The sequence below is a fragment of the Marivita cryptomonadis genome (assembly GCF_002115725.1).
Classification (GTDB): domain Bacteria; phylum Pseudomonadota; class Alphaproteobacteria; order Rhodobacterales; family Rhodobacteraceae; genus Marivita; species Marivita cryptomonadis.
On the sequence record NZ_JFKD01000039.1, the window covers coordinates 1 to 16,794 of the forward strand.

At 59.5% G+C, this 16,794-nt stretch carries 11 protein-coding genes and 3 pseudogenes; 8 read left to right on the forward strand and 6 right to left on the reverse strand.

All coding sequences use genetic code 11. The features are described from left to right. Positions 1–320 (forward strand): annotated as a pseudogene (locus MCRY_RS21410) (acetamidase/formamidase family protein); the annotation flags it as partial. A gap of 91 nt (positions 321–411) precedes the next feature. On the opposite strand, the pseudogene MCRY_RS22695 reads toward MCRY_RS21410, so the two are convergent. Together MCRY_RS22695 and MCRY_RS23475 are read right to left on the reverse strand one after the other, a co-directional pair. After that, positions 412–906: pseudogene (locus tag MCRY_RS22695) on the reverse strand (SAVED domain-containing protein); the annotation flags it as partial. Positions 907–944: 38 nt separating this feature from the next. Beyond that, the gene (locus tag MCRY_RS23475) at positions 945–1,094 is read right to left on the reverse strand and encodes a type II CBASS E2 protein (RefSeq protein WP_244897955.1); all 150 of its coding nucleotides are present in this window, start codon (positions 1,092–1,094) and stop codon (positions 945–947) included. Between the two features lie 68 nt (positions 1,095–1,162). On the opposite strand from MCRY_RS23475, the gene MCRY_RS21420 reads away from it, so the two are divergent. The 7 genes from MCRY_RS21420 (at position 1,163) to MCRY_RS21450 (ending at position 13,370) form a co-directional block, all read left to right on the forward strand. Continuing rightward, positions 1,163–3,598, forward strand: coding sequence for an N-6 DNA methylase (locus MCRY_RS21420; protein WP_085633689.1), 2,436 nt, complete (start codon positions 1,163–1,165; stop codon positions 3,596–3,598). Further along, on the forward strand, positions 3,595–4,809 hold the full coding sequence (locus tag MCRY_RS21425; RefSeq protein ID WP_085633691.1) for a restriction endonuclease subunit S: 1,215 nt from the start codon (positions 3,595–3,597) through the stop codon (positions 4,807–4,809). The genes MCRY_RS21420 and MCRY_RS21425 overlap by 4 nt, the downstream gene beginning before the upstream one ends. Before the next feature lie 33 nt (positions 4,810–4,842). Continuing rightward, a complete protein-coding gene (locus MCRY_RS21430; RefSeq protein ID WP_085633692.1) occupies positions 4,843–7,914 on the forward strand; it encodes a type I restriction endonuclease subunit R in 3,072 nt (1,023 codons plus the stop codon). Next, positions 7,904–8,626, forward strand: a complete 723-nt coding sequence (locus MCRY_RS21435; protein WP_085633694.1) for a M48 family metallopeptidase — start codon at positions 7,904–7,906, stop codon at positions 8,624–8,626. Before MCRY_RS21430 ends, MCRY_RS21435 begins: the two co-directional genes overlap by 11 nt. A 696-nt stretch (positions 8,627–9,322) precedes the next feature. Then, on the forward strand, positions 9,323–10,102 hold the full coding sequence (locus tag MCRY_RS21440; protein ID WP_085633696.1) for a hypothetical protein: 780 nt from the start codon (positions 9,323–9,325) through the stop codon (positions 10,100–10,102). After that, positions 10,099–12,357, forward strand: a complete 2,259-nt coding sequence (locus MCRY_RS21445) for a Mu transposase C-terminal domain-containing protein (protein ID WP_085633698.1) — start codon at positions 10,099–10,101, stop codon at positions 12,355–12,357. The genes MCRY_RS21440 and MCRY_RS21445 overlap by 4 nt, the downstream gene beginning before the upstream one ends. Then, positions 12,354–13,370 (forward strand): ATP-binding protein, encoded by a 1,017-nt coding sequence (locus MCRY_RS21450; protein ID WP_085633700.1) that lies wholly within the window; start codon positions 12,354–12,356, stop codon positions 13,368–13,370. Before MCRY_RS21445 ends, MCRY_RS21450 begins: the two co-directional genes overlap by 4 nt. Positions 13,371–13,666: 296 nt before the next feature. Here MCRY_RS21450 and MCRY_RS21455 read toward each other — a convergent pair whose 3' ends face one another. From MCRY_RS21455 to MCRY_RS21470, 4 genes and pseudogenes are all read right to left on the reverse strand, one after another. Beyond that, the gene (locus tag MCRY_RS21455; protein ID WP_085633702.1) at positions 13,667–14,548 is read right to left on the reverse strand and encodes a polysaccharide deacetylase family protein; all 882 of its coding nucleotides are present in this window, start codon (positions 14,546–14,548) and stop codon (positions 13,667–13,669) included. Beyond that, entirely contained in the window at positions 14,545–14,970 is a 426-nt protein-coding gene (locus MCRY_RS21460; protein ID WP_085633704.1) for a nuclear transport factor 2-like protein, read from the reverse strand. Before MCRY_RS21460 ends, MCRY_RS21455 begins: the two co-directional genes overlap by 4 nt. Positions 14,971–14,989: 19 nt before the next feature. Further along, entirely contained in the window at positions 14,990–16,447 is a 1,458-nt protein-coding gene (locus MCRY_RS21465) for an amidohydrolase family protein (protein ID WP_085633706.1), read from the reverse strand. A 67-nt stretch (positions 16,448–16,514) separates the two neighbouring features. Then, positions 16,515–16,794: pseudogene (locus MCRY_RS21470) on the reverse strand (ABC transporter substrate-binding protein); the annotation flags it as partial.

Genomic DNA, 16,794 nt, shown 5'->3' on the forward strand with positions numbered 1-16,794 from the left:
CCAAACCCTTCTCCGAGGCGGAGAAGGCCAAGGGGCGCAGGCTTGCCGAAAAATGGGGCGTGACGGATATCGACCCGCTGGCCCCGGTCTCCGTCATCGGTACGGCTGCGAACCTGAACGCGGCGATTGAGAACGGCTTGTCCCGCGCGGCGGCGCTGCTCGACATGACCGTGGCCGAGGTGCGCAACCGCGCCACCGTGAACGGCGCGATCGAGATCGGCCGCGCGCCGGGCGTGATTCAGGTCACCTTCCTCGCGCCTCTCGCCAAGCTCGATGCGGTGGGCCTGGGTGACTACGCGCGTGAGCAGTACGGGCTTTGAGAAAAACCGGCCTGGGCGGGTTTTTCCCGCCTCGGCCATACCCAGATCGGTTATGCGATTTCCGGAAAGCAGTAGTTGCTGAAGTCGGGTGTCACCCAACACTATGACGCAGCACAAACCCCCGATCCGGAACCTGGTCATAGATCAGGAACGGAGGGTGGGCTTTGGGCTGCCATGTGCGACCGAATTCAACAGCGCATGGGACGGGAACCGCCGGAAAAACCGACAGCTCTACATCCATCCCATGCTGATCCTTGATGGCGTCAAAGGTCTTTCCGACGAGTTCTCTGAACCGTGAGAGATCATCCCGATTTCGCAGTTCACTCGCGCCCAGCCGGCTGCCCCGGATTTCCCAGATAGAAACCGGCTCATCCGGTAGTGCATGGGCGATGCGATCATCGGTGATCCCCGCTGTCACGGAGAGTTTGAGGGCCACTTTCTTGGGGCCCCGCGCCCCGGGAACACACGTGAATTCAAGAGGCTCGCGATCATCCGGCCAAGCCCATCCGGGTTTCGGCTCTCGATGTCTCCCATAGACCGAAACCGCCGACAGATCAGACAAGAGGACCCCGAGCTCAATGAGAACGGGTACCCCAGACGAGAATTCGCGCCTTCTGTCCCGGACTAGATCCCCGTGCCATCTGCGCTCTCCTGTCTCTGGCTTAGAATTTCGCCCACGGAGATCGGTCCGGGCGCATTCGACCCGCGCCAAACGCCGTCGAGATGCCAGATATCGTAATAATGCAGCCACTCCAACGCCCACGGACTATCCACGCTGTCATTCGGGAGAAGTTCCGGTTATTCCTATGTGAAACCATAAGAAACGGATCAACGGGGGCAGCATGGCCATCAAGAAAAGCGACATTTACCGCTCCTTGTGGGAGAGCTGCGACCAGCTTCGGGGCGGCATGGATGCCTCGCTCTACAAGGATTACATCCTGACGCTGCTGTTCGTGAAATACGTCTCGGACCGAGCCGGTCAGCCGGACGCGCTGATCGAGGTGCCACCGGGGTCCTCCTTCAACGATATGAAAGCCCTCCGCGGGTCAAAGAACATCGGCGAGGGTATGGACACGATCATCGCGCGGATCGCCGAGGAAAACGACTTGTCGGGCGTGATCGACCGGGCCTTCTTCAACGACCCCGAGAAATTCGGGCGCGGTCAGAAAATGATCAACTCGCTGACCGCGCTGATCAACATCTTCAGCCGTGAGGAGCTGAATTTCTCAAAAAACCGCGCCGACGGCGACGACATCCTTGGCGATGCTTACGAATACCTGATGCGGAACTTCGCGACCGAAGCGGGCAAGTCGAAGGGCCAGTTCTACACCCCGGCTGAGGTGTCGCGTGTCGTGGCGGCCGTGGCAGGCGTGGACCGGGCCACCAGTCCACGTCAGACGGTCTATGATCCGACCTGTGGTTCGGGTTCGCTGCTCCTCAAGGCCGCCGAAAGCGCCCGCGTACCGATTACCATCTTCGGGCAGGAGATGGACATCGCCACCCGCGGTCTCGCCCGCATGAACATGATCATGCACAACCGTGAGACAGCCGAGATCGCCCAGGGCGACGTGATCGCTGAGCCGCATTTCCTGACCGATGCACACACCCTCCAGACCTTCGATTTTGTGGTCGCCAACCCGCCTTTCTCGGCCAAGGCCTGGGCCTCGGGCCTGACCGAGGAAACGAAATACGACCGCTTCGTGGATGGCGAACCGCCCGCGAAGAACGGAGATTTCGCGTTCCTTCTGCACATCCTCGCCTCGATGAAGGCCACCGGGTCCGGTGCGGTGATCCTGCCGCACGGCGTCCTGTTCCGAGGGAACGCAGAGTCCCGCTTGCGTGAGAAGATCCTGAAGCGCGGGCTGATCAAGGGCATCATCGGCCTGCCGGCCAACCTGTTCTACGGCACCGGAATCCCTGCCTCGATCATCGTGCTGGACAAATCCGAGGCCCGGGCGGACCGGCCCGTATTCATGATCGATGCCTCCAAGGAGTTCATCAAGGATGGGAACAAGAACCGCCTGCGCGCGCGGGACATCCACAAGATCGTCGACGCCTTCACCCGCGCACAGGAAATCCCAGGTTATTCCAGGCTGGTCCCTTACACCGAGATCACCCGCAACGATTTTAACCTGAACATCCCCCGCTACATCGACGGGTCCGACCCTGAAGACCTTCAGGATATCACAGCCCATCTGCATGGTGGTGTGCCCGAGCGGGACATCGACGCGCTGTCGGACTTCTGGGAGGTCATGCCCACCCTGCGCGCCACGCTGTTCGGGCCGAACCTACGCCCGGGGTATGCCGACCCGCTGGTCGCCCCCGATCAGGTGCGCAGCACGATCCGGAACCACCCGGATTTCGCCGCCTTCCGCGCCCAGATCACGGAAATCCTGAACGGCTGGATCGCCGCGAACACGACAGCGCTGTCGGGTATCCAGCAGGGCGATCATCCCCGCGACCTGATCCACACCATCGCCGAGGATATGCTGACCCGGTTCGAATCGGCCCCGCTGGTGGATAAATACGAGGCCTATCAGCGTCTCATGTCCTACTGGTCGGACAGCATGCAGGACGATGTGTTCATCATCTCGGGCGGGGGCTGGCTGGCCGCGCGCGACCTTCGCGAGGCCCGTAAGGAGGTCAAGGACGGCAAGACAAAGTGGCTGGAGGATGGCGACTTGACCGTGAACAAGGTCCGGCTCGTGGCCGATGTGATCCCGCCGACCCTGATCACTAACCGCTTCTTTCCGGACCTCAAGGCGGCGCTGGATACAGCCACCGCCCGGGCCGAGGAACTGGGTCGGGAAATCGAGGAACTGGCCGAGGAACACGGTGCCGAGGGCGGGCTGCTGGCCGACGCGCTGACCGATCCTGGAAAACTGACCGCCGCATCCGTGAAGGCGCGCGAGAAATCCGGTGAAGCAGATGCCGAGGAACGGCCCCTCCTTAAACAGGCCGCCAAGCTGATCGCGGCCGAGGCGGCGGCGAAGAAGGCCGCGAAAGAGGCCGAGGCGGACCTGACCGAGGCGGTGCTCAAGACATACCCGGACCTGACCGAGGACGACATCCGCGCCCTTGTGGTCCACGACAAATGGCTGGCCGATATCACGGCGGCCATCGGGGCCGAGGTCGAGGCCCGGACCGAAGGGCTGACCGCCCGCGTGCGGGTGCTGACCGAACGGTATGGGCAAACCCTGCCGCAGATCATGGACGATCTGGCCGGTCTGGAGGCGCGGGTGGCCGGGCATCTGGCGGCGATGGGGGTGGCGGGATGAGACAGGGAATTCCATCTGAGTGGAGCGAGACGACCCTTGGGCGTGTTCTACAGCGTTCGCCGTCCTATGGTATTAACGCCGCCGCCCTTCCTCGCGGTGTGGGAAAATACCCATATTTGAGGATCACAGACATTGATGAAGCTGGTCGTGTCGACCTTGGTTCACTCCCGTCTGTGCGCGACAGCGCCAGCGATGTTTTCATCTTGTCCGATAGGGATATCGTTGTTGCACGGACGGGTGCCAGTGTCGGAAAATCCCATCTTTTCAGGGATAACGGCGAGCCGGTTGTTTTCGCAGGCTTTCTAATTCGGTTGACTGCGGACGCAGGTGCTATCTTACCTGACTACCTCGCTCAGTTCATGCAAACTGCGCAATATTGGGATTGGATCAGAGAAAACTCAGCCAGAAGTGGCCAGCCCGGCGTAAACGGGCAACAGCTCAAGACGATACCCCTTGTTCTCCCCCCCCTCGACGAACAACAGGCCATTGCCGCCGCGTTGTCGGATGCGGATGGGGCGGTGGCGGGGTTGGAGCGGGTGATCGCCAAGAAGCGCCTGATCAAACAGGGGGCGATGCAAGACCTCCTCACCGCCCGCCGCCGCCTACCAGGGTTCTCTGGGGAGTGGGAGGAGGCTACCTTGTCAGAACTGGCCGACATTCGATCAGGAGGAACCCCGAGCACGTCAGACGCAACACTATGGGATGGTGACATTGCGTGGGTCACACCTACAGACATCACGGCCTTGGATGGTCGGAAGTTTCTGAGCGGTACGACCCGAACCATCAGCCGTGCGGGTTTGCGTCAATCCTCTGCCGAGCTTCTGCCCGAGGGCACCATCGTGATGACTTCCCGCGCTACGATTGGAGAATGTGCCATTTCGACGATCCCCCTAACCACCAACCAGGGATTCAAGAACTTCATTGCCAAGAATCGCGCCGATCGGGATTTCCTTTATTACCTGCTGACGAGCCAAAAGAAGGGGTTCATCGAATTGTGCTCTGGCAGCACTTTCCTCGAAATCGGCAAGACGCAGTTGACGGGCTACACGGTTCGGGTTCCTGAAACTAAAAGAGAACAACAAGCCATCTCCACCGTCCTCTCTGACATGGATGCCGAAATCCAGACCCTCGAGGGCCGCCTGACAAAGGCGCGGGCGGTCAAAGAGGGGATGATGCAAAACCTTTTGACCGGGCGGGTCCGGCTCGTCTGATTAGGATGACATTACTTTAAGGGGTATTCACAGATGACCATCGGCCAGCCGGAACGCGCCACGCAGAACCGTATGATCGCCCAGATGTGCGGCGAGACCTCTGGCGCTGCGGGCGGCCTCGGATGGCGGTACCTGGGCGACTGGCACCAGCGCCCCGGCAACGCCAATATCGAACCGGATCTGCTCCGCCCCTGGCTGACCAAGCGCGGGTATGACCCGGAGGTCATCACCAAAGCCATCGCCGAGTTGCAGCGCGCGGCCCGGATGGACGGGCTGAAGCTCTATGAGGCGAACCGGACTACCTTTGACATGCTGCGCTATGGCGTGCAGGTCACCCCCGGCCCCGGCGAGGCCCCGGTCACCGTGCGCTTCATAGACTGGGATCATCCGGCGGCCAACGATCTGGGCGTGGCCGAAGAGGTGGCGATCACCGCGAAGAATCCGAAGGCCTACAACAAACGCCCCGATCTTGTCCTGTATGTGAACGGCATCGCCCTGGGCGTGGTGGAATTGAAGAAATCCACCGTCGAGGTTGGCGAAGGCATCCGCCAGACGCTGGACAACCAGCGGCCCGAGTTCATCCGGCATTTCTTCACGACCATCCAGATCACCTTCGCGGGCAACGCGATGCAGGGCCTGCGCTACGCCGCGATCCAGACCCCGCAGCCCTACTGGCTGGCGTGGAAGGAAGACAGCGAGATCATCATGCCGCTGGAGCGGGATGTGTCCCAGATGCTGACCCCGGACCGGTTTCTGGAGCTGATCAATGATTTCATCCTGTTCGACGCCGGGATCAAGAAGGTCACGCGCCCGAACCAGTATTTCGCGGTGAAGGCCGCACAGGAGGCCGTTCGGGCCCGCAAGTCGGGTATCATCTGGCAAACTCAGGGGTCCGGGAAAAGCCTGATCATGGTGATGCTGGCCCGCTGGATCCGCGAGGCCCTACCTGACGCGCGTATCCTAGTGGTGACGGACAGGAAGGAACTGGACGAGCAGATCGAAACCGTCTTTGGCAATACCGGCGACAAGGTCCGCCGCGCGAAATCCGGTGCCGACCTACTGGCCGCACTGGCTGATCCGAAGGAGCGGGTGGTCTCCTCCCTCGTGCATAAGTTCGGGCGGCGTGAAGAGGATGAACTGAGCGAGATGATCGCCAACATCCAGCGCGGTCAGATCGGCGCGCCAGTGGGCTCGTTCTTCGTTTTCATCGACGAGGCACACCGCACACAGTCGGGCAAGCTGGCCCGTGCCATGCGGACGATCCTTCCGGATGCGGTATTCTACGGTTTTACTGGAACGCCCCTGCTAAAGTCGGACAAGCAGACGTCTCTTGAGGTATTCGGACCCTATATCGGTACGCCTTATCGTTTCAACGAGGCCGTCGAGGACGGGGTGGTTCTGGACCTGCGGTACGAGGCGCGCGATATCGACCAGCGCGTGGCGTCGCCCACGAAGATTGACGAGTGGTTCGAGGCTAAGACAAACGGCCTGACCCCTGTCGCCAAGGCGACCCTGAAACAGCGCTGGGGTACACTGCAGCGGGTACTGTCCTCGAAGGACCGGCTGGAACAGATCGCCAGCGACATCATCATGGACATGGAGCTTAAGCCGCGCCTGAAGTCTGGCCGTGGCAACGCCATGCTGGTGGCCGGCTCGATCCCGGAGGCCTGTCGGTTGTTCGAGATATTCCGGAACTCCGGTTCGGACCTCGCCGGGAAATGCGCGATCGTCACGTCCTATACCCGGAACGCTTCGGAACTGACCGGTGAAGAGGCCGGGATGGGCGAGACGGAAAAACAATACGTCTATCGTGTCTATGACCGGCTGATGACGGACCTTGCGACAGACGAAGAGGCCTACGAGACCGAGGCCCTGCGTAAGTTCCGCAAGGAACCGGCACAGATGAAGCTTCTGATCGTGGTCAGCCGCCTTCTTACCGGCTTTGATGCCCCCACGGCGACCTACATCTATATCGACAAACAGATGCGCGACCACGGGCTTTTCCAGGCGATCTGCCGAGTGAACCGGCTGGACGGGGACGATAAGGATTTCGGGTATGTGATCGACTACAAGGACCTGTTCAAGCACATCGAGACAGCGGTCGATGATTACACCTCAGGTGCGTTTGATGCATTTGACGCCGCAGATGTGGATGGCCTGATTTCTTCGCGGGCCGAGAAAGCTGGCGTCGATCTGACCACCGCGCGCGACGCATGGTTCGGCCTGCTGGACCCGGTTGAACAGCCGAAACGCGACGCCGAGGTCCTCGCATATTTTTCAAGCCCGGGCGGCTGGGAGGTTGATCCTGAGGCGGATGAGAAAGCCCGCCGCCGTCAGGCGCTTTACAAGCTGGCCGGAGCCTATGCCCGGACCTTTGCATCTGTTGCAGAAGACCCAGCGGCGTCCGGGGTAAACGATCTTCAGATAGCCCAGTACCGGGGGGAAGTTGATCGCGCGCTTGCGCTCCGGGATGCCGTGCGCCTTCACAGCGGCGACGCGGTCGACATGAAACAATTTGAGCCCGCCATGCGGCACCTGATCGACACCTATATCAAGGCGGACGGCTCCGACGTGATCTCGCATCTCGATGATATCAGCCTGATCGACCTGGTCGTCAGCAAGGGAGCGTCCGTCGAGGAAGAGCTACCCCCCTCCTTGAAGGCAAAGCGGGAGAACGTCGCTGAGGCGATCGAAAACAACGTCCGCAAGCTCATCATCGACGAAACACCGGTGAACCCGAAATTCTATGAACGCATGTCAGAGTTGCTGACGGACCTCGTCAAGAAACGGAAGGACGACGCGCTCGCCTACGCCGACTATCTCGAAAAGATCGCGGAACTGGTCCGGTCGGTTAAAGCAGGTCACGGCAGTGATTACCCGCCGAGCATGGACACGGCTGGGCGAAAAGCCTTGTACGATAACCTCGGACAGGACGAGGCGCGGACACAATCGGTCGAGCAGGCGATCCGTGAAACCGCCCAGACAGGGTGGCGTGGAAACAAGATGAAGGAGCGGATGCTCCGGCGTAAGTTGTCGGAGGTTCTTGAAGACGAAGAAGCCGTCGAACAGATCATCGAGATTATCCGGTCCCATCATGAATACTGAGCAGATCGAGGTCGCGGGTCTGTCGGTGGAACTTGTCCGGAAGCCGATCAAAAACCTGCATATAGGGGTCTACCCTCCTGCCGGACGGGTCCGGGTCGCGGCGCCTCCGGCCATCAGTGAAGACGCGATCCGGGTGGCGATTGTCACTCGGCTGGGCTGGATCAAGAACAAGCAACGCCAGTTTGCAGGACAGGCTCGGGAACCGGAGCGGCTCTACGTATCGGGCGAGACACATTACTATTTTGGGCGTCCATTGCGACTAGGGGTCCGCCAGGCTCAGGTTCGCGCCGGGCAGATCAGTGTCGACAGCGCCGACCGGATCACCATGGTGGTCCCCCATGACGCCAGCCGGTCCGATAAAGCTCGGTGGATGTCCGCATGGTATCGTAGAGAACTCCGGGACAAAGCCGCTCCCAGGGTTTCGAAATGGGCGGCCCGTCTTGACGTTGCGGAACCCGCGTGGGGGATCCGGGCGATGCACACGAAATGGGGATCGTGTAATCCGGATACTGGGCGCCTCTGGGTCAACCTTGATTTGGTCAAGAAGCCGCTGGTCTGCCTCGATTACGTCATCCTCCATGAAATGGCGCATTTCGTGTCGCGCCGGCATGACGACGTTTTTGTGGCCGTGCTCGACCGACACATGCCGGGCTGGCGTCAAATACGCTCTGACTTGAACCGACTGCCTCTCAGCGCACCGCTCGGCTTCTGACTGTCTCCATCGAGGTGGTGCGAGGTACTGGCATGCGAAACCAGATCCCGATCATTTTTTCCGAGGCGGAGAAGCCGGTAGGCTCAATGGCGAGTACAGGGCCACAGCCGCGCGGTTTGCACCGGAACTGGCCAAGCCACATCCCACCTCACGAACCCGTGAGCGATTCGGGTAATACTATATGTATACGACCTTTTTCAGGCCTGACGGCTGCCACAGGTGGGTTCCGCGAAATCTTTTTGTGGAAAAAGTTCCAGCGCAACTGTCAGGGGCCCACCGTCTCGTGAGCGATCTACGCCCGTATTCCGATCCTACAAACCCTTGATTCTGTTCGATCCTACAAAAATAATAGAAAAAGAAATTCTATTTTTTCGCAATAAAAACAACATCTTGCAAAATGATCAGGCTGAGCGAGGGGGGTTCCCTTTTCCTCCGATTGTCGCGACAAAAATGAAAACCCGACCTACGGCATCTGCCGCCACCTATTCGCGGCGAAAGGAATAGAAATGACCTGACCAATGAAATGACCGCGCACGTCGGTGGAACGACGCACGCGGCCTATTCGCGGAGAGACTAGCCCTCTAATCACACATGGAAGGTAGCCTCGGGCTTCCTGACAAGCAAGTCGGCTCTTCTCTCCAATTCGACTTATCCCCGAAAAAACCGGCCCGGATACGGCGCCGGACAAGAGAGAGCATGTTCACAATCAACGAACCGACAAGTCTGAAAGGCCCCGCCCTGATGTCAGGGTACGCGCCGCGCATGTCCCGCGTGTCAAGGATCAAACGCCCGCCGGCAGCGGATCCGAGCGATCCTTTCGAGGTCTCCCGGTCCCACCTGATGAAGATGGAGCTGGGGAAATCCAGCAGTTCCTGCAAGGTATCGCTGGTCACTCGGTTGCACCGGACCAGCGTGTTGCAGGAGTTCTGGTGCGCATCCTTCGAGGAAGCGTGTGTCATTGAGAATCTGGCCGCACATCCTGACGTGGTCAGCTTCGCCGAACAGTTGACGCGGGTCGATTTCATCAACGACGCTGGCGATGCGACCCACACCCGCGTCGACGTTCACGTTCTGCTTCGGAACCGCGAAGAAGTCCTTGTCTCGGTCAAGTATGATGAGAAGGCGAAGCGCCCGTCCTACCTGGCAGAAGTCCAGGGCATCGCCCAACAGGCTTCCCGGTCCGTTGCGGATCGCCTGACGGTTCTGTCTCGGTTTTCCTTTCACCCGACCTATCGGGCTTGCGCCCGGGATATCCACCGTGCACGGCGCGGCTGGGATCCGGACGCGGACCGCATCGTCCTCAAAGCCGCCCTCGGCTTGTCCGAAACCTTCACCTTCGGTCAGCTCGTCGACCGTGCCGCCCTTGGCCACCGGGGACATCGCGCTGCGATCCGGCTGATCGGTGACGGGGATATCCGCAAGCATCTGGTGGATCCCTTCGCACCGGATACCGTGTGCTGGAGGGCAGCTGCATGATCTATTTCAGCAACCTCCGCCCGGTCGACCGGGTCACTTTCGAAGGTCGGGAGGTCAAGCAGACCATCCCAGTGACCGAGCGCGAAACCAAGCGCGTCACGCATTACCACATGGTCGTCGCTGATGGGGTGGGAGGCACCACCCTGCGGAAGTTCCGGACTGAAGAGATCGACCACCTGATCGAACGTGAACTGCTCATCATCGATCGCGGATACTACAGCCTCGCACGCAAGACGGACCGTGCTCTTTACGGGGGCGATGGGAACCGGGTCGTCAGCAAAACGGAGCGCGCGCGGGTGGAGCGCGTCACCTTTTTGGCACGGCGGATGGATCACTATCATCGGCTCGGGATGCGGCTGACGCCAGATGGCGTTCGGGAGTTTATCGCCGCGCTTGAAGAAGAATACCGTACCCACCAGTCCCAGCTTGACTATGGAACCCTGAAGTCGAATTCGACCCAGAGCCTGAAGCCTCTTCCCTCAGTCACAACCCTTCTGGAACATTATCGAAAGTTCCGGCGCGCTGGATACGATCACAGAGTTTTTCTCCGCCCGAGGAAGCGCCCAACTCATTTCAACCATCAAGAGGCCGAAGACCTTCGGTTCGTACTGGTCCACCTTTATGGGTATGCGGTTTCCACAGAGGTTTCTAAGTCTGAGGTTGGAGAGAAAACACGGGCAGCGGTGCTGGCGGAGAATGAACGCCGCGCTGAGACCGGATGTCCGAAGATCAAGGTGCGCTCGGCATGCACGTACCAACGGTGGATCAAGAAGTATCTGGACCCGTTCGTCGTAATGGCTCAGCGCGAAGGGCTCGCGGCCGCGATGAAGGAGTTCGGCTCGGTCGACAAGATCCCGCTCGACTTGCTCCCAGGGGAACAGGTTCAGTTCGATGCGTGGAAGGTCCATGTCGTCACTCTCGATACGACCCACGACCGCTGGCTGCGCATGACGGAAGAAGAGCGACGGGAAGTCCCCCGGGTCCGCCGCTGGATCGTGGTCGGGATCGACGTCGCGACGCGAAAGATCCTCGGGTTCGCACTGTGCCGTAACCCTAACCAGGCCGCATCGCTCGAGGCACTCCGAATGTGCTTCGTGGACAAGACCCCGATGTTCCAGAGAGTGGGCCTCACCAATTCGGACGGGTCGCAACGAGGCCCCATCCAGCTTGTCGTCACGGACTCGGGTAGCGAGTTCGGCAAGCACCCATTCGGCGGCGCAGAATTCGGCGAAGCAGTTCGGACTTTGACCGGATCGCTCATGAACACTACGGCCGGGGTACCCGAACTCCGTGGTGTCGTGGAACGCCTGTTCCTGACTTTTGACCTGAAGTGGGCGCGGAAAATCCCAGGGTATACGTCCCATAACCCCCAGGCACTCAACGATCGAAAACCCCATCAGGAAGCATGCCTGACGGACGACGACCTTTACCGACAGATCGTCACTTTCATCGCCGAGTATAACACGTCGGAGCACCGCGGGATCGGGAACTTCACGCCAGATGGGATGTGGACGAAGTTGACCAAGGATCCCAACTATGACCCCACGATGATGCCGAACCCCACGCGTCTTCGTGAAGCCTGCGGTGTGTTTCGCGAGGCGACGATCTCCGAGGATGGGATCCGGTTCGAGAACATCAAATACACGAACGAGTTCATTCGCGTGCAGCGGCTTGCTGCCGATGTAGAACGGATCGACCGCGGTACAGGAAAGGTCGAGATCAAGGTCGATCTGATGGACCTTGGGGCAATCTCTGTCCGGGCTGGAGAAGACATGATCACCGTTCCGGCACTGGATCCGAAGATGATCGGTATGCCCCTTTCCGACTGGCGCGCACAGAGAGCGCTAGATCGCGCCGAGGCCCGCGCGGATGTCGAGGCCAAGAGACCTGGCCGGAGCGAGGCTCGAAACAGGTGGGAAGGCGAGGCAGCTGTCATCGCGAAATCCGCAGGCGTCAACAATCAAGGCATGACCCTGTCGGAGATCAACCGGGCGGCGCTGGAACTCACGATGGGTAAGGGGCACCATGAAAAACCCTTCATCGGTCGTGATGAGTATCAGGATCCGCTCATGGGCGGCTTCACGCTCTCAGGTGAGGAAGAGGGTCCGCTTCCCCCCGCGACCCCGGATACCAGCACCGACATCGAGCCGGACCCGAACACGGTAGCGCCGGATGCGCCCAACACCCTCGATCGGTACCGGGCCAGCGTCAAACCGCGTTCTCGCGGTAAATCATGGAAGGATGACACGAAATGAGCTTCGAACAGGCTATCACCGAGAATCAGGAAATCAGGGAAGCCGTCGGGATTCAGGCGGAACTGGAGAAAAACTTTTTCGAGACTGAACCCTACAAGGCCTTTAATCGTCGTCTCAACGCGGTAATGGAGGCCCGCGACAAGCGACTGAAAATCGGCCTCTTGGAGCAGAAGGGTGGTGCCCTTATCGCTCCGTCTGGCGTAGGAAAATCTCGGATGATCGACAAAGCGATCGCGGACTTCCACAGCGTGGCTGAGGCGACCGGTGGTCGAGAATTCGGCCACCAGATCGTCAGCGTTATCGTACCTGGGCGGGCAACCCCCAAGGAGACGGCGGCGGAGATTCTCCGGACCTTGGGTTACCCCGTTAAGAACGCGAGGGACGAAGACTATTTTTTCAATCGGATCAAGGATCTCCTGAAACATCAGCGCATAGCGGGACTGCACCTTGACGAAGTCCAAGACGCCGGTCGGCACACGACGGACGCGGCGAAGGAGCACTTTACGAAGCGGTTCAGAAACCTGACCCAGAACAAGGAGTGGCCGGTCTGCCTTTTCCTCTCGGCAACGCTTGAAGCCCGGGAGCTCATTAATCACGATAAAACACTCTTGCGGCGTCTCAGGCCGATTGAGATCCACCCGATTTCACTGGAGACCGATGGGGAAAATTTACGTGAAGCGATGGGTACCCTGCTTCGGCAGTGCGGAATTGTAGATCAGTCCGGATTGATCGCGAACGACGAGTTCATTCAGATCCTGATGCATGCTGCGGCCTATAGGTTCGGTCTTGCGATCGAGATCACCATCGAGGCGCTTGGCGAGGCGATCTTAGATGGCGCTCGGACCCTCGATCTGGATCATTTCGCCGGCGCATACTTCATCCGGACGAACAACGATGATGACCTTAACCCGTTCATGACCCAGCATTGGCGGGGCATCGATACAACTAGGGTAATGGACCGGTTGAACTCTCAGCAAGCGGAGGCTCGGAAAAAGGGACATCGTAAGAAGTAAGCCTGAGATCCCCTTCCGAGGCTAGTGGCCGCCCCTATGGGCGGCCTTTTTCATGTCTTGGAGCTGGCGTCGGAAAACCCGAGGTCGGGTTTAACGCGCCCCAAGTCGGTTTTTGAGCGCCCAAGGTCGGAATTTGAAATGCCACGGCCATTCATAACTATATGATTTCACGAAGTTTATATTTTATCCAAGTCGGTGTTTATGCGCCTGACGACAGCAGGTCGCTTAGGGTGCAAAGTGCTCTGGGCCGCAGATGCTGCAGCGTGTCGCCGATAATGGGTCAAAAACCGACAGTACTATTCAATCATTGAACCGGAAAAGGCGTCATAGATTGAGCCGGCTTGGGTGATCCAGATTGCGTCACGGTGTTCACAAATGTGGGTCAATGCGCGGCGTAAATGGCGCAGTCTGTAGGGTTGACCGACAAGATAGGGATGCAGCGCTATTCCCATGACCAGCGGCTGAGATTTGGATTGGTCCAGCATCTCGTCGAAATTGTCGATGATCATATCGGCAAATGCGGCCGCCCCATCCTTGCGGGCGACAATGGACGGGATGTCGTTTGCCTCTTGGGGATAGGGGATCGACAGCAAAGGACCATGTTCAGTGCGCATCCAGACGGGTTGGTCGTCCATGCACCAGTTGAGCGTGTAGGTGTAGCCTGCCTTCTTCAGCAGGTCCGGCGTAACCCGACTTTCTGCGATCCAAGGTGACAGCCAACCTCTTGGTGCTTTGCCTTCTGCCTTGGTCAGCACTTCTGTCGCCTCTGCGATCAGCGCGTCTTCATCCGCGGCGGACAGAACACTTTGTCGTTCTGAATTCGTGCGCCCGTGACCCACGACCTCGTCTCCTCGCGCGCTGTAGGCCGCCATCAGTTCGGGTGCGTAATCATACATAACGGAATTGGCCAAAACGCTCACCGGCAGATCAAGCGCGTTGAGCATGTCAAGCATGCGCCACGCACCAACGCGATTGCCGTAGTCGCGCCACGCGTAGTTGAGAATGTCCGGCTGCGGCCCGCCGGGCGCAAGTTCTGCGCCCAACCCTTCACCAAAAGCAAAATGTTCAAGGTTCAGCCCGATATAGACCGCAAGTCGTTTGCCATTGGGCCAAGTGTAATCCGGTCGATCGGTGATGGCGCTGTAATCGTATCGGTCATGGGTCGGCAGTTGGATCATAAAGGGGCCTCGGCCAAGCCTGCCTTGTCCAGCAGGATTTCTGCGCTGTCGTTCCAGACATTCGTGCTGACGATTTGACCATCACGGACAACGAAACTGTCCATGTAGCGGTTGGTCTCGAACGTCGTGCCATCATGCCATTCGCCATAAAGATAGCCCGTGTTGTAGACATGAACATCCCCGGTCGCGGCATCGTAGGCTGCATCAGTGCGGATGAATTTCTTTTTCACCCATTTATAGCGTTTCGCATTGAACCCTGCGGTCTGATGCGGACCAGCGAATTTGCGACCGCCGGTGAATGTAATGTCGAAGTCGTCCGAAACATAGGCTCGTGCGCCCTCTGGGTCCGGCACCATCGAGCGCTCGAGATATGCCTCTACGATGGCTTTTGCGGCGATGGCTGGATCGGTTTTCTGGTCCATGTGGTCCTCCATGACTGTCTTAGTGGGCGGCGCAATTGCGCAAGCAGAAACCTTTGACGACTTCGGCGGCGGCAGCATTCATGACGCGCGCGTCGGCATTCGCGTGGGTGATCCGGTCGGCTGCGGCGAGAGCACGGGTGCGAAGGGCCGGTTCATCCAGCGTCAGAATGCGATCCCCGGCAAAGACCATCTGCCCTGCAATCATCACTTCGCGCACGGCAGCTCCCGTTTCGGCGAACACGATCTGGTCCAATGCGTTGCGTTGCGGCGTATAATGACAATAGCTCGCGTCAAGGAAAACGAGGTCCGCGATCCAGTCTTTTGCAATCTGGCCAAGCTTCTCGAAACCCAGAAGCTGCGCACTGCCGACCGTCGCCATGTCGAAGGCCTCTCGCGTGCGGACCCAGTCAGCGCTGTCAATCGTTTGCGCCCGACTGAGCGTGGCTGCAAGGCGCATCGCCTCAAACATGTTCTGCCCGTCTGAGGTGTTGCTGGCATCGGTGCCAATGCCCAACGTCACACCAGCATCAGCCATCCGCCGCACTGGGGCAATGCCAGAGCCGATCCGCAGGTTGCTCATTGGGTTGTGCGAGATACCCGCCTGCGCCTCGGCCAGAAGCGCCATCTCGGGGTCTGACAGCCAGACACCGTGAGCCCCGCTGAACCGGGGCGACAGCACACCCAAGTTTGACAGGTGTTCTGCCAATGAGGTGCCAAATTTCCGCTGCGCCATGATCTGCTGCATCCGGGTTTCTGCTAGATGGGTCTGAAGCGGCAAGCCGATTTCTTCGGACAGTCGTGCGCAGGCTTGAAGAAACGAGTCCGAACAATGCAGTGGGATGGTCGGGCCGATCCCCGGTCGCACGCGGTCATTCGAGGCAGGCCAGTGGCGCAGTGCATCGGTGCAGACCTCGATCGTACTTTCCCAATCGGGCAAGCTGAGCGCGGCCACAGCATCTTTTAGTGGACCATCGAAGGCGTCAAGCAGCCCCGGCAGCGCCTGATAAATCGTCTGGTCTGCGATCATCGGCGCGACCACGGCGCGCATCCCGGTCTCGTGATACGCATGCGCTACGGCGTGGGTGCCTTCGACGGTAGGTCTCGGAAGTTCTATGAAGAGGTCAAAACAGGCCGTGCAGCCTTTGCGGATCAGTTCGACCGCCGACAGTTGGGCGCAGAGCACCAGATCGTCATGGCTCCGACCAAGATTGAGCCAGGCCGAGCCGGACAGGAAGGATTCGAGGATGGCATCATCAGGCACCCCGCCGCGCGCCAAGGCACCGTGCGAATGGGTATGACCGTTGACGAGGCCGGGAATGATCAGGCGGTCGCTGGCGTTCAACGGCTTGGCGTCCGCGACACAAGCGCCCTTTGGGAGGATTTCCGCGATCCGGTCTTGGTCGATCAAGAGAGAGACGTCGGCAAACTGATCATTCTCGACCAGCACCTGCGCGCCGTGGATCAGAGTTTTGGTCATGTGTCCGTGATCCCCAGACAGAAAACATGCGCCAAAGCGGTGCCTTGGCGCATGTCTGTTGCGTGGCTCAGTTCAGCGTCACTTCGAAGGTACGCGTGTCCATCGGCGGCAAGAAAGACCGATCAAAGATCTCGGACGCTTCAGGCAGGCGATCAAGACCATAGCCTTTCGCTACGATTTCGATCGAGCGAGTCAGCCGTTCGTCAACCAGATCACCCATGCCGATCTCGGTCACTTCGGGCGCGTTCATCAGGTTGGTCAATGCGAACTCAAGGCGGGCCCGCTCAAGCTCTGGATTGACAAGGTTGTCGAACGCCATGATCGCTTCGACCGAGCTGTCCTGATTT